General features: G+C 37.6%; 22 protein-coding genes. 19 read left to right on the top strand and 3 right to left on the bottom strand.

Translation table 11 applies throughout. The features are described from left to right. Positions 1 to 8 precede the first annotated feature (8 nt). The 9 genes from ACPC58_RS03720 to ACPC58_RS03680 all read left to right on the top strand — a co-directional run bounded on the left by ACPC58_RS03720 (position 9) and on the right by ACPC58_RS03680 (position 9329). On the top strand, positions 9 to 2069 hold the full coding sequence (locus ACPC58_RS03720; RefSeq protein WP_434065287.1) for a rhamnan synthesis F family protein: 2061 nt from the start codon (positions 9 to 11) through the stop codon (positions 2067 to 2069). Then, positions 2069 to 3322 (top strand): glycosyltransferase family 4 protein, encoded by a 1254-nt coding sequence (locus ACPC58_RS03715; protein ID WP_434065286.1) that lies wholly within the window; start codon positions 2069 to 2071, stop codon positions 3320 to 3322. The genes ACPC58_RS03720 and ACPC58_RS03715 overlap by 1 nt, the downstream gene beginning before the upstream one ends. A gap of 103 nt (positions 3323 to 3425) precedes the next feature. Beyond that, the gene (locus ACPC58_RS03710; protein ID WP_130555212.1) at positions 3426 to 4142 is read left to right on the top strand and encodes a glycosyltransferase family 2 protein; all 717 of its coding nucleotides are present in this window, start codon (positions 3426 to 3428) and stop codon (positions 4140 to 4142) included. After that, complete coding sequence (locus ACPC58_RS03705; RefSeq protein ID WP_130555211.1) at positions 4142 to 4498, top strand: DUF2304 domain-containing protein; 357 nt, start codon at positions 4142 to 4144, stop codon at positions 4496 to 4498. The genes ACPC58_RS03710 and ACPC58_RS03705 overlap by 1 nt, the downstream gene beginning before the upstream one ends. Continuing rightward, positions 4488 to 5258, top strand: coding sequence for a glycosyltransferase family 2 protein (locus tag ACPC58_RS03700; protein ID WP_434065285.1), 771 nt, complete (start codon positions 4488 to 4490; stop codon positions 5256 to 5258). Before ACPC58_RS03705 ends, ACPC58_RS03700 begins: the two co-directional genes overlap by 11 nt. Before the next feature lie 254 nt (positions 5259 to 5512). Beyond that, positions 5513 to 5890, top strand: a complete 378-nt coding sequence (locus ACPC58_RS03695; protein ID WP_434065284.1) for a hypothetical protein — start codon at positions 5513 to 5515, stop codon at positions 5888 to 5890. Positions 5891 to 5986: 96 nt separating this feature from the next. Next, the gene (locus ACPC58_RS03690; RefSeq protein WP_277745712.1) at positions 5987 to 6658 is read left to right on the top strand and encodes a response regulator transcription factor; all 672 of its coding nucleotides are present in this window, start codon (positions 5987 to 5989) and stop codon (positions 6656 to 6658) included. Continuing rightward, the gene (locus tag ACPC58_RS03685; protein ID WP_434065283.1) at positions 6651 to 8024 is read left to right on the top strand and encodes a sensor histidine kinase; all 1374 of its coding nucleotides are present in this window, start codon (positions 6651 to 6653) and stop codon (positions 8022 to 8024) included. Before ACPC58_RS03690 ends, ACPC58_RS03685 begins: the two co-directional genes overlap by 8 nt. A gap of 87 nt (positions 8025 to 8111) precedes the next feature. After that, positions 8112 to 9329 carry a transglutaminase domain-containing protein gene (locus ACPC58_RS03680; protein WP_434065282.1) on the top strand — a complete coding sequence of 406 codons (1218 nt, stop codon included), beginning with the start codon at positions 8112 to 8114 and terminating at the stop codon, positions 9327 to 9329. A gap of 33 nt (positions 9330 to 9362) precedes the next feature. On the opposite strand, the gene rpsT is transcribed toward ACPC58_RS03680, so the two are convergent. Further along, positions 9363 to 9611, bottom strand: a complete 249-nt coding sequence (rpsT, locus tag ACPC58_RS03675; RefSeq protein WP_434065281.1) for a 30S ribosomal protein S20 — start codon at positions 9609 to 9611, stop codon at positions 9363 to 9365. Between the two features lie 58 nt (positions 9612 to 9669). Beyond that, positions 9670 to 10590, bottom strand: coding sequence for a type I pantothenate kinase (gene coaA / locus ACPC58_RS03670; protein ID WP_277843603.1), 921 nt, complete (start codon positions 10588 to 10590; stop codon positions 9670 to 9672). A gap of 75 nt (positions 10591 to 10665) precedes the next feature. Here coaA and ACPC58_RS03665 point away from each other — a divergent pair, with 75 nt between their 5' ends. The 9 genes from ACPC58_RS03665 (at position 10666) to ACPC58_RS03625 (ending at position 19286) form a co-directional block, all read left to right on the top strand. Next, positions 10666 to 11256 carry a class I SAM-dependent methyltransferase gene (locus ACPC58_RS03665; protein WP_172006703.1) on the top strand — a complete coding sequence of 197 codons (591 nt, stop codon included), beginning with the start codon at positions 10666 to 10668 and terminating at the stop codon, positions 11254 to 11256. Further along, the gene (locus ACPC58_RS03660; protein ID WP_434065280.1) at positions 11253 to 12530 is read left to right on the top strand and encodes a pyrimidine-nucleoside phosphorylase; all 1278 of its coding nucleotides are present in this window, start codon (positions 11253 to 11255) and stop codon (positions 12528 to 12530) included. Before ACPC58_RS03665 ends, ACPC58_RS03660 begins: the two co-directional genes overlap by 4 nt. A 15-nt stretch (positions 12531 to 12545) precedes the next feature. Next, positions 12546 to 13208, top strand: coding sequence for a deoxyribose-phosphate aldolase (deoC, locus tag ACPC58_RS03655; RefSeq protein WP_277837166.1), 663 nt, complete (start codon positions 12546 to 12548; stop codon positions 13206 to 13208). Then, entirely contained in the window at positions 13195 to 13584 is a 390-nt protein-coding gene (locus tag ACPC58_RS03650) for a cytidine deaminase (RefSeq protein ID WP_434065279.1), read from the top strand. The genes deoC and ACPC58_RS03650 overlap by 14 nt, the downstream gene beginning before the upstream one ends. An 81-nt stretch (positions 13585 to 13665) precedes the next feature. After that, positions 13666 to 14727, top strand: coding sequence for a BMP family lipoprotein (locus ACPC58_RS03645; RefSeq protein ID WP_434065278.1), 1062 nt, complete (start codon positions 13666 to 13668; stop codon positions 14725 to 14727). A gap of 223 nt (positions 14728 to 14950) precedes the next feature. Then, positions 14951 to 16486, top strand: coding sequence for an ABC transporter ATP-binding protein (locus tag ACPC58_RS03640; RefSeq protein ID WP_434065277.1), 1536 nt, complete (start codon positions 14951 to 14953; stop codon positions 16484 to 16486). Beyond that, a complete protein-coding gene (locus tag ACPC58_RS03635; RefSeq protein WP_434065276.1) occupies positions 16479 to 17540 on the top strand; it encodes an ABC transporter permease in 1062 nt (353 codons plus the stop codon). Before ACPC58_RS03640 ends, ACPC58_RS03635 begins: the two co-directional genes overlap by 8 nt. A gap of 1 nt (position 17541) precedes the next feature. Next, positions 17542 to 18495 (top strand): ABC transporter permease, encoded by a 954-nt coding sequence (locus ACPC58_RS03630; protein ID WP_418127417.1) that lies wholly within the window; start codon positions 17542 to 17544, stop codon positions 18493 to 18495. Between the two features lie 245 nt (positions 18496 to 18740). Continuing rightward, positions 18741 to 19286, top strand: coding sequence for a dihydrofolate reductase family protein (locus ACPC58_RS03625; RefSeq protein ID WP_277837168.1), 546 nt, complete (start codon positions 18741 to 18743; stop codon positions 19284 to 19286). A 198-nt stretch (positions 19287 to 19484) separates the two neighbouring features. Here ACPC58_RS03625 and ACPC58_RS03620 read toward each other — a convergent pair whose 3' ends face one another. Then, positions 19485 to 20468 carry an L-lactate dehydrogenase gene (locus tag ACPC58_RS03620; RefSeq protein WP_217375064.1) on the bottom strand — a complete coding sequence of 328 codons (984 nt, stop codon included), beginning with the start codon at positions 20466 to 20468 and terminating at the stop codon, positions 19485 to 19487. 190 nt (positions 20469 to 20658) lie between these two features. Between ACPC58_RS03620 and gyrA the strand changes: the two genes are divergently transcribed. Then, positions 20659 to 23103 carry a DNA gyrase subunit A gene (gene gyrA, locus ACPC58_RS03615; RefSeq protein ID WP_434065275.1) on the top strand — a complete coding sequence of 815 codons (2445 nt, stop codon included), beginning with the start codon at positions 20659 to 20661 and terminating at the stop codon, positions 23101 to 23103. Position 23104: the final 1 nt, after the last annotated feature.

Here is a 23104-nt window from a genome sequence, read left to right as displayed (position 1 = left end):
AATAGAAAGTGATTGGTAACACTGTGAAAAGGTGGATTAGAAGTTTCACAACGCGATTATTTATCTTATCAGGTAAATACAAACTATTGTTTTATATATTGGAGCTTACCAAAAATGTTGCAAAGTTTTTCTGGAGAATTCCAAAAAATATTAAGAGAACACTACTAGCTTTGCAACGTGATAAGCAACGTAGAAATAATTATTCAGATATCAAAAATCGTTATTTGATTTACACAATTTATGAATATCAATCATCTTTACAGGACTATAAAGTAATTTTTTTAGAGGCATTAGCTAAAATTTCTCGAGATGTTTTAATTGTTGTAAATGGTAAACTTCCACAGGCTGATATAAATCGTTTAGCACAATATGGTAAGGTTGTGGAAAGAGAAAATGAGGGGTATGACGTTGCGGCTTTCCGACATGGGATAATACATACTGGAAAAGAGGCGTTACAACAGTATAATCAGCTCATCTTGGTTAATGATACGAATATTGGTCCTTTTAGAGATTTGGAAGAGGTTTTCTCCGAGTTTAATTCCGATCAGCTAGACTTTTGGGGAATTTCTATGGGTGAGGAGCAACTAGACTTTACTGGTTATAACCCTTATGGTAAAATTCCTAAGCACTTACAATCATATTTTGTTGTTATTGAAAATAGCTTGCTTAGGTATGAAGGATTCTATGATTATTGGGAAAAGCTCTCTGATACGGATTCTCGTAATAAGGCAATTGGAAAACATGAAACTGTGTTTGCAAAATATTTTTATGATCGAGGCTTTAAGTATGATGCACTGATTAAAGACACGAAAGATAGTGCATTGTATATTCATCCGCTTACATTATTAAAGCAAGGTTGTCCATTAGTTAAGTATTCGGCCTTTAGAAATTATGACAGAGAACAATATTTTTGGCATGGTTTAGAAAGAGAATCTGAGATTCCAGATTTGATGGAGTATATTGCTAAGGAAACAGATTATCCGATTGAAGTGGTGTCTTCTATATTAGAAGATTTTAAAACTAGAGAAAATCAATCTTATATTTTGATTATTGATGGTGTCGAAAATATTATTCCACAATGTACACGTTATCGTGTGTTAAATAAGGCTGAGCAATTGCGAGAACTTGGTTATACAGTTCGAGTGATAAATAATTCTCTTGTACAACTTCAGGATGTACAGTTTGCTAGTCATATTATTATTTATAGAGCTCCATTCAATGATATGCTGAAAGAAATTTGTAGGGCAGCACACACAAAGAACAGACCTGTTTATTTTGATATTGATGATTTAGTTTTTGATACAAAATTTACAGATGAACTTGTATTTACCCAAGGTTTGAGCAAGAGAGAGAAAAAAGGCTATGATACAAGTGTCTTAGCTTACAAAAAAATGCTTTCTCTCTGCGACTATGCTATCACATCGACTTCGAAATTGAAAGAGGAGCTCGAACAATATAAAAACAAGGTTATCTTGAATCGCAACGTCTTGTCTAAAGAATTAGTTAAGCGCAGTTTACAAGTTAAGAAAAATTCGAACGACAATAACGTCAAAATAGGATATTTCTCAGGATCGATTACACACAACGAAAATTTTGATTTAATTAGTCAAGCATTGCTACATCTACTTCAAAAGTATCCGCAAGTGGAATTGCATATAGTAGGATATTTAGACATTCCTAAACCATTCCAAAAATTCAAAAAACAGATTGTGAGTCATGAGTATGTTGATTGGAGAAAGCTTCCAAATTTAATTTCACAAGTTGATATTAACTTGGCGCCACTTGTAACCACAACCTTTAATGAAGCAAAGTCGGAAATTAAATGGATAGAAGCGGCAGCAGTCAAAGTTGTGACAGTCGCAAGTAATATTGGGGCATTTGAAGAGATGATTCAAGATGGAGTGACTGGAGTTCTAGCAGATGATAACGAATGGGAAAGTAAATTGGAGAGATTGATTCTTGATCAAGACTTGAGAGAACAAATAGCAGAAAATGCTTTTGAGTTTGTAATGAATCATTGCACTACAGCAAATAGAATTAATGATTTTTTGAAAGAAGAGTTAGTCTAATGAAACGTATTTTGTTTATTTCTCCTACGACTAGTATGGATAATGGTGCGGAGAAGTCGATTTATTATCTAATGAAGTACCTTATTCAACTGGGACACACAGTTATAAATGTTACTCATGCAATAGGAGGGGAACCACAAGATAAGCATGAGCAACTTTATAAAATGATAGGGGTTAAGAATTACTATTTGCCAACTATTAAGTGGTGGTGGCCGGATGCACCAGGTGGAGAAATCCTTAATAGAGAAGAGGCTACAAGCTACTATCGCCAGAATGTTCAAGACATAGCTGAAATTATTGAGCAAAATGAGATAGACTTGGTTATTTCAAATACTGTTAATGTTTTTCAAGGAGCAATTGCTGCCTCATGTCAAAAGGTTCCTCATTTCTGGCTAATTCATGAATTTCCTAAAAATGAGTTTGCTTATTATGTTGATAAAATTGACTTCATAGAAGAGTATTCTTCAGAATTATTTAGTGTGACTGGAGAGTTAAATAATTTTTTAACACCACTATTTAATAAGAAAGTCCATTCGTTTATTTCTTATACTGAGCAAGAAACAAAAGTTTTAAAAAAAGGCAATCAAGTTAGAATTGTTTCTGTTGGTCGATTAACAGAAGGAAAAAATCAATTAGAACTTATAAAAGCATATAAGACACTAAATAGATTAGATATTGAATTGGTTTTTATTGGAGGATGGGATAGTAAATACAAAGCTATTTGTGATGAATATATCCATGAAAATAAATTACAGAAAAATGTTAAATTTTTAGGTAACTTAGATAATCCTTGGGAAGAAGTAACTGATAGAGATATCTGTGTTTTCCCCTCATCTATGGAAACTTTTGGCTTAGTCTATGTTGAAGCAATCTTAAGAGGGCTTCCAGTAATTCTATCAGATAATTTAGGACATTTGACGGCATTTGAAATATTCTCAGCAGGTCAAATTTATAAATTGGGCGATATAGAGGAGTTGGTGACTAAGTTAGAGCAAGTGATTGAATCCTTTAGAAATTTTTCAGATAAAGCTCGGCTTGATGTGGAACGTTTACGTACTTTATATACACCGGAAGTTGCCTATAAAGAAATACTGAACGGCATCAATCACTTAGAATATACTGGACACCAAAATACAAATTTAAGTCACATAAAAGAGTTACTGACTTTAAATATGCGTCCAACAAGATTGGAGCGTTATGCAAGATTGATCAGCAATATCGCGACAAAAATCAGACATAAACTTCGACTTTAATGAATAATAGGATAGCTATGCTGAAATATGTATATTATAGTTTCTTCAAATGAGTAAGTAGAATCTAAAAAGTTATATAGAATTCTAGTTTTAGAGAGAAAAAATGAAAGTATTAATGATTATCCCTGCCTACAATGAAGAAGAAAGTATCCTTCAAACTGTTCAGGGAATTATAGATTATAGAAATAGTGTGAATTTCCAATTGGATTATGTTGTCATCAATGATGGTTCAACAGATAGCACGAAAGAAATTTTGATTCAAAATAAATTAAATGCTGTTCACCTAGTACAAAATTTAGGAATTGGTGGAGCTGTTCAGACGGGATATAAATATGCCTTGGACAATGACTATGACGTAGCAGTTCAATTTGATGGTGATGGTCAGCATGACATTCGTTCATTAAATAGCTTAATTCAGCCAATCTTAGTTGGTCAGGCTGATATGGTGATTGGTTCACGATTTGTTGGTGAAACTTTATCAGAATTTCAAACTAGTTTTATGAGACGATTTGGAATCGGGGTAATATCCAATATGATCAAATTAACGACAGGGATACGCATTTGGGATACGACATCAGGTTATCGCTTAGGTAATAAAAAAGTGATTGCTCAATTTGCAAGGAGATACCCTACAAAATATCCAGAACCAGAATCAAGTGTACATTTGATAAAACAGAATTTTAAGATTGTTGAATCACCTGCTAACATGTTCGAGAGGGCAGGAGGTGTTTCGTCAATTACTCCTTTTAAATCAATTCGTTACATGGTGGAAGTATGTTCTTCCATTTTGATTGCATCACTTATGAAGGAGGGAGAATAATGACAATTCAATCCCTTGCAATGCTCTTGGCTTCAATCGGTTTTCTCTACTATATTTTCCGAAATATCAATAAAAACAATATCCTATTTGAACATGCTTTTATGTGGATAGTGATTGGTTTTGGAATGATTGTTTTTGTTCTGTTTGAGGTTATTCCAGTTAAATTGGCTTATTTGTTTGGGTTTGGCCTAACTTCGAACTTCTTATTATCTGTGGCAATCTTTATTCTTTTGGTAATTGAATTTTTGCATAGTATGGCTCTATCTCAACAAAAGCAGCAGATTAAAAATCTTATTCAAGAAGTTTCGATGGCTAAAAAAAGAATTGATGAAATGGAGGAATCTGATGCAGAATAATCATACGTTTGTTATCTGTGCTTATGGAGATAGTAAGTATCTAGAAGAATGCATCCATTCGTTAAAGAAGCAAACACTTAAATCACAACTTATCCTATATACTAGTACTCCGAGTGAATATATAGAGCAAATTTGCCAAAATAATGCAATCGTAATGCATACCGCACAAGGAGGGGGTATTGGAAAAGATTGGAATTTAGCACTCTCTTTTGTAACAACCCCTTATGCTACAATTGCTCATCAAGATGATATTTATTTACCAGACTATTGTGAAAAAATAATGTCTCAGATGACAGAGGAAACGCTGATTGCCTATTCTGACTATCAAGAAGTGAAAGATGGTAACATTATTCCATTAACTTCAAACTTGAAAATCAAGCATCTCATGTTACGGACAATGGCCATGTTTCCCAAATGGAAGTTTTGGCGGAATAGGGTTTTAGCTTTTGGTAATCCAATTTCTTGTCCAGCTGTGACCTATAATTTGAAGAAACTGAATGATTTCAAGTTCAATGAAGAAATGAAAGTTTCTCTTGATTGGTTTGCTTGGTATCAAATTGCTCAGAAAAATGGTAGCTTTACCTTTGTAGATGAGAGTTTGATGTATCATCGTATCCATGAGGAATCTGAGACGACAAATAGCATTGAAAACAATATTCGTACAAAAGAAGACTATGAAATGTATTTGTTGTTCTGGCCAAAGTTTATTGCTAGTCTTTTGTTGAAGTACTATAAGAAAAGCCAAGACACAAATGTTTGATTGAAATTGTAATCAGTAGCTTTTTTCAAAAGTATATGAAAGAAAAAGTTTTCAATTTGTATTTATTCCCCTCCCCACCTTAACATGATAGTAACCAACCTACCCCAAAAGAAGGCCGCAAGGTCTTCTTTTTCTTACCATCCATTTTAGCAAACCTTAAGCAAAGGGACTTATAATGACTGTATGGTAAGAATATCATAGGAAAAGCGGAAGTGTGAGGAATGTTACCAAGAAATCAAAATGTAAGGTAATGTATGTCATTCTTAAGCAAATTAAAAGAGCAACCACTTATTTTACTAGCGAATGTGGGGATTACTGCAGCAACCTTTGGCTTTGCTGGAGGAATGGGGGTAGGCAAATTATCCAATTCTACTTCTACCCAAAGTCAATCAACTACTGTACAAAATCAATCTCCTGAAGGTTTTGATAAATCACAAATGCCCAATGAACCTGGGCAAGGTGGCGGTCGAGGTGGTCAAGGTATGACTCCACCAGATGCAACGATCGGGGCATCACAATCGGATTCAACTACAAGTGAAAATTCTAGCTCATCGGATGAAGTGAATGAGTTGAAGAAACGGAATGAAGAAATAAAAGCACAAATAGAAAACGAGGAAAGCTCAAGCGAGTAGAATCATAAATTATTTTGGTTTTTAAAATTCCGTGTTATAATGATGTTGATAATTTCCATGTAATAAATGGTCTTGGATAGAGTAAAGGAGTAGTATATGATAAAAATATTATTGATCGAAGACGATTTAAGCCTTTCTAATTCAGTCTTTGATTTTTTAGATGATTTTGCAGACGTTATGCAAGTTTTTGATGGTGAAGAAGGTATTTACGAAGCGGAAACAGGGGTTTATGATTTAATTCTTTTAGATTTAATGTTACCTGAGAAAGATGGTTTTCAAGTATTAAAAGAATTGCGTGAAAAAGGGGTCTCAACTCCTGTTCTGATTACGACAGCCAAGGAAGGCCTAGAGGATAAAGGACATGGGTTTGAATTGGGTGCAGATGACTATCTCACAAAACCATTCTATTTAGAAGAACTCAAAATGCGTATTCAAGCCTTGTTAAAACGAGCAGGGAAGTTCAATGAAAATACTCTAACATACGGAGATGTTACTGTCGACTTATCTACAAATACTACGACAGTCAATGGTCAAGAAGTAGAATTGTTAGGGAAAGAGTTCGATTTGTTGGTATATTTCTTACAGAACCAGAATGTGATTTTACCTAAAACACAGATTTTTGATCGTATTTGGGGATTTGATAGTGATACAACCATTTCAGTTGTTGAAGTTTACGTATCGAAAGTAAGGAAAAAATTGAAAGGAACCGCATTTGGAGAAAATCTTCAAACTCTTCGTAGTGTCGGCTACATTTTGAAAAATGTCTAAGCGATTTAAAAAAATCATTTCAACAGATAAATTTTCATTTTTTATCAGATATTTTGCTGTTTTTACACTCATTTTCGGATTAATGACCGCCATTATCTTCCAGTTAATGCGCTCAACTATGTATCAGACTTCTGATTCAACACTGGCTCGTATCAAAGATGCCCCTGCTTTGGTGGTTGGTTTTGCCATTGCACGGACCTATGAACCAAATTCAGAATTCATTATTCAAGATGGAAATATTGCTGATGAAAGTGATTCTGCAGAATCTAATTCAGATACACCAAACTCCCCTAAAAATCAGAAAGACGATCAGTTGAAACTTGGTTACAATACACATGTATTGCTTTATTCAAAAGATGGTCAAGTAGTTAACCCCGATAGCTTTACCGGTTTGTCTGATTTATCCTTAGACAAGAAAAATTTAGGCGAAATAAAGGAAGTAACGGTTGATTCTACATTCGGGGGTTCAGAAGATTATCGTTATGTTACTATTGAATTGGCACCAGATGACCTTGGCTATTATTCTTCCTATGATATTAAATACGCGACAATTTTCGTGAATGTGAGTCAGATAAAATCATCCATTGAGACGTATGAAACTGCTGTAGCTATTGTAATGGTATCTGCTTGGCTTATTTCCATCTTGGCTAGTATTTATCTGTCAAATTTGAGTATGCGACCTATCTTAATTAGCTATCAAAAACAAAAGGATTTCGTTGAGAATGCTAGTCATGAATTGAGAACGCCTTTAGCTGTGTTACAGAATCGTCTGGAAGGTCTTTTTAGACATCCAAATGCAACCATTTTGGAAAGTAGTGAGAGTATAGGATCAAGCCTAGAGGAAGTTCGTAATATGCGTATGTTAACTACGAATTTACTGAATTTAGCTCGTCGAGATGATGGTTTCAAATTAGATATAGTTGAAGTCCCACCTAGCTATTTTGATGAAATCTTTGAGAATTACATGATGATTGCAGATGAAAATGGTAAAACAGTCACGGTTAATAATTTGATTGATCAACCAATTCGGACGGATAAGGTGTTGGTAAAACAGCTTCTAACCATACTATTTGATAATGCAATGAAGTATACCGAAGATGATGGTGCTATACAAGTAACAGCCAATATCAAAGATAAGTTAGTTTACTTTACGGTAGCAGACAATGGATTGGGTATCAGTGATAGTGATAAAAAGAAAATTTTCGATCGATTTTATCGTGTAGACAAGGCCCGTACTCGGAGCAAGGGTGGGTTTGGTCTCGGTTTATCCTTAGCCTTACAAATTTCCAATAGTTTGAAAGGCACAATCACTGTGCGGGATAATCAGCCTAAAGGAACTATTTTTGAGGTAAGATTACCGAGATAAAATAAGAAAAATGATAGGAATGTGGCCTATCATTTTTTATGTCGGTTCAAAAGTATGATATACTAGGATGGAGGAGAGGAGTAGGTCATGAAAAAGAAGAGTTACTTAATTATATTAATCATATTGGCTTGCACCCAGTTGACAGGCTGTTCATACTTTCCTCAAAAAGAGGATTTTAGCAAGGTAATCAGCGGAGAAGCATCACAAGAAGCTAAAGTCCTTGAAAATGAGTTGCAACAGATGAGGGAGGAAGTTGCTGATTATTTTTATTATCAACAATTAGACACTGATGAGGAACGCCGTGTCTACCTCCAATTAGCTAATGGTTTGCGTACCTTCAAACAGCAGATTACAATTGACAGAGTAGACGATGAGACCTATACGCGTGCATTTTTCTCTGTAGCAAATGATTTCCCTGAGTATTACTGGATGACTGACGCAATGAGGGATGGCATTGATTATCAGGACCTTTCTGAGCCTGACTATCCGTTGCAGGTTGAAGAAGAAAGTGAAAAAATAGCAACTTTGGCACAATCTATCGTTAGTCAAGCTCCAAAGGATCACGTATACGATACTGTGAAATTCTTCTATGAATACATTATTCAGCATACGGATTATAATCTTGCAGCTTTGAGTGATAGTCAGATTAGTTGGGACAATCAATCCATAAAATCAGTTTTGCTAGCTAATAGCTCGGTATGTGCAGGGTATAGCCGAACCTTTCAATATTTATGTAAATTGGCTGGGATAGAAGCTGTCTATGTATCTGGTAATGTGACTGGAACAAATGGTGAAACCATTGAACACGCTTGGAATTTAGTGAAGATTGATCAGCAATACTATGGTGTAGATTCAACCTGGGGTGATCCAGTCTTTGAAGAAGCTATGGGGAGTCAAGCGCAATCTACTATTAGCTATGACTATCTATGTGTTCCAGATTCCATCTTGTATAGAAATAGAGTTGCTGATGTGGACTTACTGAGTTATTGGGGAACAGAATATCCATATACGGAAAGACCACTTGTCTATCCTTCTTGTACTGACAATGCCTTAAATTATTACGTTCAGCAAGGCACTTATTTTGAGAATTTTGATGAGGAATTAGTTGTTCAAACTGTTTCTAATCTTTATCAGGCAGGTCAGCGCCGGATTGCGTGTCAATTTTCTAATCAAGCAGCCTTGAATCAAATGGTGGAATATGCAGCTTCGGGTACGAATCGACTATTTGAAGTACTGGGCTGGATTGAAACTTACCAATATCTTTACAATGAACAGACCTTAACATTTGAATTAGTATTAGACTAGAAAAAAAGAAGTCCTTGATAGACTTCTTTTTTATTATGCAAGTTTTGATGCAAGACGTGCTTTGTCGCGGCTTGCTTTGTTTTTATGAATCAAACCTTTAGTTTCTGCTTTATCGATTGCTGAGCTAGCAAAGCGGAAAAGCTCTTCAGATGGGTTAGCTTCAAATGCTTTAATTGCAGTACGCATAGCTGATTTTTGTGCTGAGTTTTTTTTGTTTTGTTTAACGTTCAATTCAGCGCGTTTGATAGCTGACTTAATGTTTGCCAATGGTTTCACCTCCACCCTTTCTTGTACTAACTATAACATTATACATGAAAACACTGCATTTGACAAGTGAAATTTATTTTTTTAAGTAAATTTCATCGATTTCGTGATTCAATCCTTTGTGTAGGATGATATCTGCTCGGTTTCGTGTCGGTTCAATATACTTTTCTAGGTTGGCCAAGTTAATATTTTTCCAGATCCTTTGAGCCATTTCAATGACTTCTGCAAATGGTAAATGTGTGAACCGATGGTAATAGTTTGTGGGATCTTTTTCAGCTAGTTTCAGCAATTTTTGGAATCGTTCCAAGTACCAGGTTTCAATATTATCCACGTCAGCATCTACATAAATCGAAACATCAAAATAGTCGCTCACATACAATCGTTGGTTTTGAGGATTTTGGAATACGTTGATGCCTTCCACAATGAGGAAATCAGGTGCTTCGATGGTTTGATAAGAATCTGGAACGATATCGTAAATTTCGTGTGAATAAGTAGGAATGCTAAAAGATTCACCATTTTTTATAGTATCCACAAAATTCAGTAACAGCTCCATATTGTATGATTCAGGAAACCCTTTTTTGTCAAGAAGACCTTTTTCTTGAAGCACTGCATTTGGATAAAGAAATCCATCTGTCGTAACCAACTCAACTTTTGCATGCCTAAATGTTTGGGAAAGTAATATTTGCAGAAGTCGACTGGTTGTAGATTTTCCGACAGCAACACTACCAGACACACCTATGATAAAGGGTTGTTCTTCGATTTTCTTTTGTAAAAACAAACTTTTTGAAAAGGTTAAATCCGTGCGAGCTTTACGATAAATGCGAATGAGATTGATCAATGGTAAATAGACGTCCGAAACTTCCTGGAGTTTTATATTATCATTGAAACTCTTTATGGAGTTTAGATCTTCTTGTGTAAGTGGAACTGTCGTATGGCGGTGAAGTTGTTGCCAGGTTTCTCTGCTAATGCGTTCAAAATTTATAAATTCATTTTTCATGGGCCTATTGTAGCACGAATTAGATTTCAAGTAAAATATCTTGTAAACGCTTTTTGGAAATGATATAATTAAGACATGTCAAATATGTATTACGAGAAAAATCCAAGTACTGCACATGATATTCATGAACTTCGTGTTCTTTTACTGGATACCCCAATGACATTCCAAACAGACGCAGGGGTATTTAGTAAGAAAATGATAGATTATGGAAGTCAGGTGCTTTTAAAGTCTCTTCATTTAGAAGAAGGAAAGTCTTTGCTTGACGTAGGTTGTGGCTATGGTCCGATTGGCTTAACACTTGCAAAGGTCTATCATGTTGACACTACAATGATAGATATCAATAACAGAGCCTTGGCATTGGCTGAAAAAAATGCTACACTAAACAATGTTGCTGTCGATATTTTCCAATCCGATATCTATGAAAATGTGACAAAACAATTTGATTATATTGTTTCAAATCCTCCAATTCGCGCTGGTAAGGCGGTTGTTCACCAAGTGATTTCAGGAGCTAAGAATCATCTATCCGAAAATGGCACGCTTACTATTGTAATTCAGAAAAAACAAGGTGCACCAAGTGCAAAGGCTAAGATGGAAGAGGTTTTTGGAAACTGTGAAATTATCAGGAAAGATAAAGGATATTATATCCTCGAAAGTGTGAACAAATGAGAGCAGTTGACTTAATTCAAAAAAAAAGAGATGGTTTAGAATTATCTTCAGATGAGATCAAATGGTTGATTGACGGTTACGTAGCTGGAACTGTTCCAGATTATCAGATGTCTGCTCTTGCGATGGCTATTTACTTTAAGGGCATGTCAACGCGTGAAATTTCAGATTTAACCATGTCTATGGTTGCAACGGGTGAACAGATTGATTTATCGGCCATTCCAGGTATAAAAGTGGATAAACATTCTACTGGTGGTGTTGGTGACAAGGTCACCCTGATTCTTGCCCCTCTGGTTGCAAGTTTTGGTGTTCCTGTAGCAAAAATGAGCGGTCGTGGTTTAGGCCATACTGGTGGTACACTAGACAAGTTAGAATCGATTAATGGTTTTCAAATTGAAGTTAGTCAAGAAGATTTTATTAAACAAGTCCAAGAAATTGGTGTTGCAGTAATTGGCCAATCAGACAATCTGGTGAAAGCAGACAAATTACTCTACGCCCTTCGAGATGTCACTGCCACAGTTGATATTATTCCTTTAATTGCAAGTTCTGTCATGTCTAAAAAAATTGCAGCAGGTGCAGATGCGATTCTTCTAGATGTCACTGTTGGTGAGGGGGCTTTCATGAAGACTGTGGAGGATGCGCGTGTTCTTGCACAAACCATGGTTGATTTAGGGAATGCTGTTGGCCGTAAAACAATCGCAGTTTTGACAGACATGTCACAACCAGTAGGGACTTCAATTGGTAATCGATTAGAAATTTTAGAAGCCCTTGAAATATTGCAAGGGAGAGGTCGCGAGGATGTAACCAATTTCATTTGCGAGTTAGCACATATCATGTTAGGTCTTGCGAATGTTGAAAAAAGCGTTGAAGAAGTTAAACAGCATATTGATAATGGCCTCGCATTGAAGAAGTTTGAGGAAATGGTGCTTGCACAGGGTGGTGATTTATCTGATCTCTACCGACCTGTAGAAGTGTCACACCAAGTTCCTGTTTATGCAGAGAAAGACGGTTATATCGTGGCACTACCAGCATTAGAGTTTGGCTTATTTGCCATGAAACTTGGTGCAGGTCGCGCTGTAAAATCGGATCAATTGGATTACGAAACGGGAATTGTTTTCCATAAAAAAGTAGGTGAATCTGTTACAGAAGGTGAACAGATTGCGACAATATATGCCAATGAAAATATTTCGGAAAATATGCTTACAAATTTTCAAAAAAATGTTAAAATAGATAAAGTAAGTGTAAAGACGAAAGAAATTATTGAAATAATTTATTAATGTACGGAGAAAACCATGAGATTGAATAAATATATTGATCATACAATCTTAAAACCAGAAACAACACAAGAACAGGTTGAAAAGATTCTTTCTGAAGCAAAAGAATATGATTTTGCTAGTGTCTGTGTAAATCCAACATGGGTTTCATTGGCAGCAGAAAGCCTGAAAGACAGTGATGTTAAAGTTTGTACAGTAATTGGCTTCCCTTTGGGAGCAAATACTTCTGCAGTTAAAGCCTTTGAAACCAAAGATGCTATTGCTAATGGTGCTGATGAGATTGATATGGTGATCAATGTAGGTGCTTTAAAAGCAGGAAATGATGCCTTGGTTTTGGATGATATTAAAGCAGTTGTAGATGCTAGTGGTGATAAACTTGTTAAAGTAATCATCGAAGCTTGCTTATTAACAGATGATGAGAAAGTGAGAGCTTGTCAATTGTCAAAAGAAGCTGGAGCTGATTATGTGAAGACTTCTACCGGTTTTTCAACTGGTGGTGCTACAGTTGCTGACGTCGCCTTGATGAGAAAAACTGTGGGTCCAGACATGGGCGTTAAAGCTTCTGGTGGTGCACGTTCTTATGAAGATGCTATTGCCTTCATCGAAGCTGGAGCATCTCGAATTGGTGCATCGTCAGGTGTAGCAATTATGAACGGAGCACAGGCGGATGGAGACTACTAATTTAATAGAACTAGTTGTAGACAATAGCAAATATGCCTATGTGCCCTATTCACATTTTCCAGTCAGTGCTATTCTTGTTACAAAGTCTGGGCAACTATATTCAGGTGTGAATATAGAAAATGCTAGTTTTGGGTTGACGAATTGTGCCGAGAGAACAGCGATTTTTAAAGCAATCTCCGAGGGAGTACGTGACTTCTCTGAAATTATTATTTATGGTGAAACAGAGAAGCCAATATCTCCTTGTGGAGCATGTCGCCAAGTTATGACGGAATTTTTTGATAAGGATTTAAAAGTGACTCTTGTCGCTAAAGATAAATCGACAGTCGTGATGACAGTCGGGGAATTACTTCCATATTCTTTTACAGACTTATCTTAGTCTATATGGGCAGTCTAATGACTGTAGCAATCTCATTCTGCAACACAATAGTTGCAAAACTTTTTTTAGGAGGGTTCAGAAATGAACAAGAAATTTGTTGGCCTTGGTCTAGCTTCAGTTGCAGCTCTTTCTTTAGCAGCTTGCGGAAGCCGTACTGCAAAGAATGATTCGTCATCATCTGATAGTGCTTCAAACATTAAAGCAGCAATTGTTACCGATATCGGTGGCGTTGATGACCGTTCATTTAACCAATCTGCGTGGGAAGGTCTTCAAGAGTGGGGCGATGCAGCGGGTCTTTCTAAAGGTAATGGTTATGACTATTTCCAATCAGCAAGTGAATCAGACTACATTACTAACCTTGATTCAGCAGTTTCAGCTGGTTACAACCTAATATTTGGTATTGGTTTTGCGTTGGAATCAGCGATTAAAGAAGTGGCTCCAAATAACCCAGATATACACTATGTTATCGTTGATAGTGTTGTAGCTGACGAAGATAACGTAGTTAGCGTTGGTTTCGCTGACCATGAAGCTTCTTACCTTGCTGGTGTTGCGGCTGCTAAATCAACTAAAACGAAACAAGTTGGTTTTGTCGGTGGTATGAAAGGTGAAGTTATCGACCGTTTTGAAGCTGGTTTTGTAGCTGGTGTTAAATCTGTCGATGAGTCAATCAAAATTGATATTCAGTACGCTGGTTCATTTGGTGATGCTGCTAAAGGTCAAACTATCGCTGCTGCTCAATACGCTGCAGGTGCAGATATTATCTTCCACGCTTCTGGTGGCACTGGTAATGGTGTTTTTGCCGCTGCTAAAGCTGAAAACGAAACTCGTAATGAAGCAGATAAAGTTTGGGTAATCGGTGTTGACCGTGACCAATCTGCAGAAGGTGCTTACACTTCTAAAGATGGTAAAGAATCTAACTTTGTATTGGCATCTACTTTGAAACAAGTTGGTGCAGCAGTAAAAGATATTGCTACAAAAGCTGAAAATGGTGAATTCCCTGGTGGTGAAATCGTTCGTTATACTCTTGCTGATAAAGGTGTAGAGTTGGCTGAAACTAACCTTTCAGATGATGCTGCGAAAGCTGTTGCTGACGCAAAACAAGCTATTCTTGATGGTAAAATAGAAGTACCAGAAAAACCATAAGTTTTATATTGATGAATTCCGAAAGGGCGTCCACTCGGTCGCCCTTTTAGAAGCTGAGATTTTTCTCAGTAAAGCCTATCATAATTGGTAGGTTTTACTGGTAAAAATGGTACAGTTAGCTGGAATGAACCTGCTAGTAACCCTACTTTCTTAAATGGGAATTAGTGGTTGTGGTTGGCAGTCGGCTCACTCTGTTTAACTGTAATCAGAAAGGAACTAGATTATGACTAAGGATTATGTCATTGAGATGCGTAATATCACCAAAATATTTGGTGAGTTTGTTGCCAACGACCATATTAATTTGAATGTCAGACGTGGAGAAATTCACGCCCTTTTGGGTGAAAATGGTGCGGGTAAATCGACACTTATGAATATGCTTGCAGGCTTATTGGAGCCTACAAGCGGTGAGATTGTCATTAATGGTAAGGAAGTGAAAATTGATTCCCCTTCCAAAGCTGCACACTTGGGTATCGGGATGGTCCATCAACACTTTATGTTAGTGGATGCCTTTACTGTTGCTGAAAATATCATTTTAGGTAGTGAAACTACTAAAGCCGGTGTTATTGACCTTAAGAAGGCTATTGCAGAAATTAAAGAACTCTCTGCTCGCTACGGTCTTGAATTAGATCCGACTGCAAAAGTTGCGGATATTTCTGTAGGGGCACAACAACGTGTGGAAATTTTAAAAACACTGTATCGTGGTGCAGACTTATTAATCTTTGATGAACCAACTGCTGTACTTACTCCGGCAGAGATTGCAGAGCTGTTGAAGATTATGAAGACCTTAGTCTCAGAAGGCAAATCAATTATTTTGATTACACATAAATTGGATGAGATTCGTGCTGTTGCAGATAGTGTAACGGTTATTCGACGTGGTAAATCGATTCAAACTGTGCCAGTTGAAGGAGCAACTAACCAAGATTTGGCTGAATGGATGGTTGGGCGTTCTGTTTCTTTCAAAACAGAGAAAATTGAATCCCATCCAAAAGAAGTTGTTCTTTCTATTAAAGATTTGGTAGTCAATGAAAACCGCGGTATCCCAGCAGTGAAAGGTCTATCTCTTGACGTACGTGCAGGGGAAATAGTGGGTATTGCAGGTATTGATGGCAATGGACAAAGTGAATTGATTCAAGCAATTACTGGACTTCGCAAAGTGAAATCTGGTTCTATCATGATTAAAGGTGAGGAAGTGGTTGGTAAATCACCACGTAAGATTACTGAGATGCAGGTGAGTCACGTTCCTGAAGATCGTCACCGTGATGGTTTAGTGCTTCCGTTGACCGTTGCTGAAAATATTGCTCTACTAACTTACTATAAAGAACCAAATTCTAAAAATGGTATTTTGAATTACACAGCGATTAATGAAAAGGCCCGTCAATTGATGCAAGAATTTGATGTGCGTGGTGCAAGTGAATTAGTTCCAGCAAAAGCTCTTTCAGGTGGTAACCAACAAAAAGCGATTATTGCAAGGGAAATCGATCGCAATCCTGATTTATTGATTGTCAGTCAACCAACACGTGGTTTGGATGTTGGCGCCATTGAATATATTCGTAAACGTCTTATTGCTGAACGGGATAAGGGGAAAGCAGTATTGGTTGTCAGCTTCGAATTGGATGAAATTTTGGATGTATCAGACCGTATTGCTGTCATCCACGATGGTGTCATTCATGGTATTGTTGATCCTGCTAAGACAAACAAACAAGAATTGGGTGTCTTGATGGCTGGTGGTCACATCGAGGAGGGAGAAGTGCATGCTTAAGAAATATCAAACACTACTATTCCCATTGCTAGCGGCAATCAGTGGCTTAGTGCTTGGGGCAATCATCATGTTCATTTTTGGCTACGATCCAATTTGGGGATATGAGGAATTATTCTACTCTGCTTTTGGGAACATCAAATCAATCGGTGAGATTTTCCGGGCAATGGCTCCTTTAATCTTTACTGCGTTAGGATTCGCAGTCGCAAGTCGCGCAGGTTTCTTCAACGTTGGTTTGTCTGGTCAAGCCTATGTCGGCTGGGTCTTTGCAGGTTGGTTTGCATTGTTAAATCCTGATTTACCACGACCAGTTTTGATTTTGGGTACGGTTGTGATAGCGATGGTAGCAGGTGGTATTGCTGGCGCAATTCCTGGTATCCTTCGTGCCTATCTCGGAACGAGTGAAGTTATTGTTACGATTATGATGAACTACATCATTCTCTATTCATGTAACTATATCATTCGTGATGTATTTTCAGAAAATTTGATGAAAAATACAGATTCTACAATTAACGTTTCTGCTAACGCCTCTTATCAAACAGAATGGTTGCGAGCTCTAACGAACAACTCACGGATGAATATTGGTATTTTCTTTGCCATTATTGCTGTCATAGTTATTTGGTTCTTACTGACAAAGACAACGCTTGGTTTTGAAATTCGTTCAGTGGGTATCAACCCAACTGCATCTAACTACGCTGGTATGTCAGTTAAACAAACGATTATTCTATCAATGGTTATTTCCGGTGCTTTAGCTGGACTTGGTGGTGCAATCCAAGGGTTAGGAACTTTCCAGAACGTTTATATTCAAAGTGGTAATTTAGATATTGGATTCAATGGTATGTCAGTTGCCCTACTGGCTTCGAACTCACCACTGGGAATTCCTTTTGCAGCCTTCTTATTTGGTACACTTTCTGTAGGTGCACCTGGTATGGTTCGTGCACAAATTCCACCAGAATTGATAAACGTTGTTACAGCGTCCATTATTTTCTTCATTGGTGTGAAGTATATCTTTGAACTATTTTTGAATTCAAAAAAAGTAGCGAAAGGAGCTAAGTAAGATGAACTTATCTATTTTAACCCTACTCATTTCGCAAATGCTCATTTATTCAGCACCTTTGATTTTCACAAGTCTTGGAGGAGTATTCTCTGAGCGAAGTGGTATCGTAAACGTTGGTTTGGAAGGAATCATGGTTATTGGTGCCTTTGCTGGTGTTGTCTTCAACATTGAATTTGCTGAAACTTTTGGTAAAGCTACACCATTTTTAGCGGTCATTGTTGGTGGTTTGGCTGGTGTTGTCTTTGCCGCTATCCATGCGATAGCCACTATTAACTTTAGAGCGGATCATGTAGTTTCTGGTACCGTATTGAACTTACTAGCACCTGCACTCGGTGTTTTCCTTGTTAAGGTTCTCTATAATAAAGGACAAACTGATAGTATTCGTGAGTCTTTTGGTAAGTTCTCTTTCCCAGTATTGGCAGATATTCCTGTTATTGGTGATTTATTCTTTAAAAATACAAGTTTGATGGGTTATGTCGCTATACTGACTGCATTTGCTTCTTGGTTTGTTTTGTATAAAACAAAATTTGGTTTGCGACTTCGCTCTGTTGGTGAACACCCTCAAGCAGCTGATACCCTTGGTATCAATGTATACGCAATGCGTTATGCAGGTGTACTGATTTCAGGTTTCTTAGGCGGTGTTGGTGGTGCTGTAAGTGCCCAATCTGTTAATATCAACTTCTCGGCGACTACGATTGTTGGTTCTGGATTCATTGCCTTGGCGGCAGTTATCTTCGGTAAATGGAACCCAATTGGTGCAATGCTTGCTAGTCTATTCTTCGGACTATCACAAAGTCTTGCGGTTATTGGTAGTCAATTGCCTGGTTTGAAAGATATTCCATCAGTATATCTCCAAATCGCTCCATACTTGATTACAGTTATTGCCCTTTCTGCCTTCTTTGGACAAGCAGTAGCGCCAAAAGCAGACGGTGTTAACTACATTAAATCTAAATAAGGTAGGTACACTCTCAATTTTGAGCATGAGAATTGAGATAATCTAACAATAAAACGCATAAAATCAGTGTTTTTGGAACATAATTTTATGCGTTTTTTCTTTGTTTTTTTCCTTATGTAAAATAGCTGACCTGAAGTGAATATTTTTGACTTGATTGGATTTATTTTTGATGATACTTTTTCTTCTTTTCCTAGCTACTTGTGGTATAATAATTTTTCGATAAAACGTTGAATTGAGGGAAACATATGAGAAGATTAGTATTAAATATTGCAATGAGTCTAGATGGTTTTATTGCTAGAAAAGATGGAAGTTATGATTGGATTGAAGGACATGGTACAAATAAATATGATACCCCCTTGCAGTTTGACAATCCTTCATTTTTTCAGTCATGTGATACTGTTATTATGGGTCGTAAATCTTTAGATGATTGCCCCTTAGAGATGATTGAGGGCTATCAAGATAAGCAATTTCTTGTGGCTAGCCATGCTGACAAATCAGACTATGAAAATGTTCGTTTTGTCAAAGACATTCTTACCGAAATTGAGTGGTTACGACATGATGAAGGGGGAGATATCTGGTTGTTTGGTGGGGGCTCCCTTGTTCAAGAATGCTTGAAAGCTGGGGTCATTGATCATTTTATCATCGGCATAATCCCTACCATTTTAGGAGATGGAATTCCCTTATTCCAACAATTGCCAGAGGAACAAAAATTAACCTTAGTTGAATCAACTGTAACCGATGGAATTGCAATGTTGAGATATGATCGAAGAAATTATAGTCGAATGAATTAGCTTTCAGACAAGGAACTGAGATGCAGGTTATTAGAACAGCCTAGAGTCTGGCTGTTCTAGGTTTGAAATATGACTTACGTAACAAATCACTTTCGTGGAGTACGGCAAGCGGAAAATGACGATATATCAAAGCTAATTCAAATGGATATAAAAAAGGTGGCCTAATTGACTCACCTTTTTTGCTATTTAATAATAGAATTAGTTTTTAACACCAGCAGCGATTTCTGGGTTAGCGAAAGCATCGTCAATGATGTCTTTCAATTGGGCAGCAGATGCTTGCATTTTTTGCAATTCAGCTTCGCTCAATGGAATGTTAACTGGACGAACGATACCATGTGCACCGATGATAGCTGGTTGACCGATGAAGACATCTTCAACGCCTTCGTATTGACCAGATTGGTAAACTGACAATGGAAGTACTGAATTTTCATCGTCAAAGATAGCTTTTGTGATACGTGCAAGTGCAGCACCGATACCATAATATGTAGCACCTTTTTTATTGATGATTGAGTAAGCTGCATCACGTACAGATACGAACAAGTCTACAAGACCTTGCTCATCAATATCGCGGTTATCTTGTAACCAGTCATACAATTTCACACCAGCAACGTTTGCATGTGACCAAACAGCAAATTCAGAGTCACCGTGTTCACCCATGATGTAAGCGTGAACTGAACGAGCGTCAACACCGATTTTTTCAGCCAATGCTTGACGGAAACGAGCTGAGTCAAGAGAAGTACCAGAACCGATGACACGTTCTTTAGGGAAACCAGAGAATTTCCAAGTTGAGTAAGTAAGAACGTCAACTGGGTTAGCAGCAACAAGGAAAATACCATCGAAGCCAGATTTAACAATTTCAGATACGATTTGTTGGTTGATACGAAGGTTTTTCTCAACCAATTCAAGACGAGTTTCACCTGGTTTTTGTGGCAAACCAGCTGTCAATACAACAAGATCTGCATCATGAGCATCAGAATAATCTGCTGAATAAATTTTCTTAGGTGAAGTGAAGGCCAAAGCGTGGCTCAAATCCTCTGCGTCACCTTGTGTACGGTCTTTATTGATATCTACGATACCCAATTCTTGACCAATACCTTGGATTACAAGGGCATATGCATAAGCAGAACCTACGGCACCATCACCGACAAGGATCACTTTTTTGTGTTGTTTAGTTGCAGTCATTATCTAAACATCTCCTTAGTTTTATTTAGGGATAGCTATCCCAACCACTAACCATTCTAGCATTTTTTCAGACCTTTGTCACTAAAGAAAGATCGTTTGAAAATGTTTACATAGTGATTTCAAAAGAAGAAAACGTTTGAAAAATATGGTATAATAGTAGTATTAACGACAGTTGAAACGAGGCATATTAATGCAAGACAAAAATTTAGTTACGGTAAATTTGACTAATGAGATGAAGACCTCTTTCATCGATTATGCCATGAGTGTAATCGTTGCACGCGCTCTCCCTGATGTACGTGATGGTCTTAAGCCCGTACACCGACGCATTCTTTATGGAATGAACGAACTTGGTCTTACTCCAGATAAGCCACATAAAAAATCTGCACGTATCACTGGTGATGTAATGGGTAAATACCACCCTCATGGTGATAGTGCTATTTATGATGCAATGGTCCGTATGGCTCAATGGTGGAGCTATCGTCACATGCTGGTTGACGGTCATGGTAACTTTGGTTCCATGGACGGTGATGGTGCCGCTGCCCAGCGGTATACTGAGGCGCGCATGAGCAAGATTGCTCTTGAAATGTTGCGTGATATCAATAAAAATACGGTTGATTTTGTGGATAACTATGACTCGAGCGAGCGTGAGCCAGAAGTACTTCCAGCACGTTTCCCTAATCTATTGGTGAACGGGACTACTGGTATTGCGGTTGGTATGGCAACAAACATTCCACCGCACAATTTGGGTGAAACCATTGATGCTGTTAAGCTCGTGATGGACAATCCTGATTTAACGACGCGTGAAATTATGGAAGTCCTACCTGGGCCAGACTTTCCAACAGGAGCTCTGGTCATGGGTAAATCTGGAATTCACCGTGCTTATGAAACTGGTAAAGGCTCAATTGTTCTTCGTTCTCGTACTGAAATTGAAGAATATGGAAACGGACGTGAACGTATCGTTGTTACTGAATTCCCATATATGGTCAATAAGTCTAAGGTTCAAGAGCATATTGTTAAATTGGTTCAAGAAAAACGTATTGATGGCATTACAGCTGTTCGAGACGAATCTAACCGTGAAGGGGTTCGCTTTGTAATTGAAGTGCGTCGAGATGCCTCAGCTAATGTTATTTTGAACAATCTCTTTAAACAAACGCAAATGCAAACCAACTTTAGTTTCAATATGTTGGCTATTCAAAATGGGGTACCGAAGATTCTTTCTGTACGTCAAATTTTAGAGTCTTATATTGAACACCAAAAAGAAGTTGTTACACGTCGCACTCAATTTGATAAGGAAAAAGCAGAAGCACGCGCTCATATTTTAGAAGGCATGCTGATTGCTCTGGACCATATTGATGAAGTCATACGTATCATTCGTAATTCAGAAACGGATGCACTTGCTCAAGCTGAATTAATGGAACGTTTTGACTTGTCCGAACGACAAAGTCAGGCTATCTTGGATATGCGTCTTCGTCGTTTGACCGGATTGGAACGTGATAAAATCCAGTCAGAGTATGACGAATTGGTTTCTTTGATAGCTGATTTGACAGATATTTTGGCAAAACCTGAACGTGTTGTCTCGATCATCAAAGAAGAACTAGAAGAAGTAAAACGCAAACATGCTGACCCACGTCGTACTGAATTGATGGTTGGTGAAGTCCTTTCCTTGGAAGATGAGGATCTTATTGAGGAAGCAGATGTATTGATTACCTTATCCAATCAAGGCTATATCAAACGGTTGGCACAAGATGAATTCCAAGCTCAAAAACGTGGCGGACGTGGAGTCCAAGGTACAGGTGTGAAAGATGATGACTTCGTTCGCGAACTAATATCAACCAGTACCCATGATCACCTGCTTTTCTTCACCAATAAGGGGCGTGTATATCGTCTCAAGGGCTATGAAATTCCTGAATATGGTCGAACCGCTAAGGGGCTCCCAGTTGTCAACTTATTGAAACTGGAAGAAAATGAGTCTATTCAGACCATTATCAATGTGACAAAGGATCAAGCCGCTGATCACTATCTTTTCTTTGCGACGCGGCAAGGGATTGTTAAACGTACAAATGTAAATGAATTCTCCAATATTCGACAAAACGGTCTCAAGGCTTTGAATTTGAAAGATGATGATGAACTAATCAATGTTTTCCTTACTGATGGTCAAGCTGATGTTATTATGGGGACAAAATTTGGCTATTCTGTTCGATTTGCAGAAACAGATGTTCGAAATATGGGCCGTACCGCAACAGGCGTACGTGGAATAAAACTCCGTGAAGGAGATCATTTAGTCGGTGCGACCATTGTATCTGATGATCAAGAAGTGTTAGTCCTTTCAGAAAAAGGTTATGGAAAACGTACACCAGCCTCTGAATATCCAAGGAAAGGCCGCGGTGGTAAAGGTATCATCACTCTGAAAGTTGCTGATAAAAATGGCCCTCTTGCTGGTTTAACAACTGTACAGGGTAATGAAGATATTATGGTTATTACGGATACAGGAGTTATCATCCGTACAAGTGTTGCTAATATCTCACAGACCGGTCGTTCAACAATGGGTGTTAAAGTCATGCGACTAGATGAAGAAGCAAAAATTATGACCTTTGCCTTAGTTGATGCAGCAGATCAGAAAGATCAAGAGGAGTAGG

Origin of the sequence: Streptococcus sp. VTCC 12905, assembly GCF_049893385.1 — a bacterium.
Taxonomy (GTDB): Bacteria; Bacillota; Bacilli; order Lactobacillales; family Streptococcaceae; genus Streptococcus; species Streptococcus suis_AA.
Note: the sequence above shows the minus strand (reverse complement) of the source record. Positions and strands in the feature narration are given on the sequence as shown.

Excerpts from the sequence above, each read along its gene's own strand:
- gyrA (WP_434065275.1), top strand. The coding sequence starts at position 20,659 with ATGCAAGACAAAAATTTAGTTACGGTAAATTTGACTAATGAGATGAAG.
- ACPC58_RS03630 (WP_418127417.1), top strand. The coding sequence starts at position 17,542 with ATGAACTTATCTATTTTAACCCTACTCATTTCGCAAATGCTCATTTAT.
- ACPC58_RS03710 (WP_130555212.1), top strand. The coding sequence starts at position 3,426 with ATGAAAGTATTAATGATTATCCCTGCCTACAATGAAGAAGAAAGTATC.
- ACPC58_RS03685 (WP_434065283.1), top strand. The coding sequence starts at position 6,651 with ATGTCTAAGCGATTTAAAAAAATCATTTCAACAGATAAATTTTCATTT.
- ACPC58_RS03625 (WP_277837168.1), top strand. The coding sequence starts at position 18,741 with ATGAGAAGATTAGTATTAAATATTGCAATGAGTCTAGATGGTTTTATT.
- ACPC58_RS03640 (WP_434065277.1), top strand. The coding sequence starts at position 14,951 with ATGACTAAGGATTATGTCATTGAGATGCGTAATATCACCAAAATATTT.
- ACPC58_RS03700 (WP_434065285.1), top strand. The coding sequence starts at position 4,488 with ATGCAGAATAATCATACGTTTGTTATCTGTGCTTATGGAGATAGTAAG.
- ACPC58_RS03705 (WP_130555211.1), top strand. The coding sequence starts at position 4,142 with ATGACAATTCAATCCCTTGCAATGCTCTTGGCTTCAATCGGTTTTCTC.
- ACPC58_RS03665 (WP_172006703.1), top strand. The coding sequence starts at position 10,666 with ATGTCAAATATGTATTACGAGAAAAATCCAAGTACTGCACATGATATT.
- ACPC58_RS03695 (WP_434065284.1), top strand. The coding sequence starts at position 5,513 with ATGTCATTCTTAAGCAAATTAAAAGAGCAACCACTTATTTTACTAGCG.
- ACPC58_RS03635 (WP_434065276.1), top strand. The coding sequence starts at position 16,479 with ATGCTTAAGAAATATCAAACACTACTATTCCCATTGCTAGCGGCAATC.
- coaA (WP_277843603.1), bottom strand. The coding sequence starts at position 10,590 with ATGAAAAATGAATTTATAAATTTTGAACGCATTAGCAGAGAAACCTGG.
- deoC (WP_277837166.1), top strand. The coding sequence starts at position 12,546 with ATGAGATTGAATAAATATATTGATCATACAATCTTAAAACCAGAAACA.
- ACPC58_RS03660 (WP_434065280.1), top strand. The coding sequence starts at position 11,253 with ATGAGAGCAGTTGACTTAATTCAAAAAAAAAGAGATGGTTTAGAATTA.
- ACPC58_RS03690 (WP_277745712.1), top strand. The coding sequence starts at position 5,987 with ATGATAAAAATATTATTGATCGAAGACGATTTAAGCCTTTCTAATTCA.
- ACPC58_RS03650 (WP_434065279.1), top strand. The coding sequence starts at position 13,195 with ATGGAGACTACTAATTTAATAGAACTAGTTGTAGACAATAGCAAATAT.
- ACPC58_RS03620 (WP_217375064.1), bottom strand. The coding sequence starts at position 20,468 with ATGACTGCAACTAAACAACACAAAAAAGTGATCCTTGTCGGTGATGGT.
- ACPC58_RS03680 (WP_434065282.1), top strand. The coding sequence starts at position 8,112 with ATGAAAAAGAAGAGTTACTTAATTATATTAATCATATTGGCTTGCACC.
- ACPC58_RS03715 (WP_434065286.1), top strand. The coding sequence starts at position 2,069 with ATGAAACGTATTTTGTTTATTTCTCCTACGACTAGTATGGATAATGGT.
- ACPC58_RS03645 (WP_434065278.1), top strand. The coding sequence starts at position 13,666 with ATGAACAAGAAATTTGTTGGCCTTGGTCTAGCTTCAGTTGCAGCTCTT.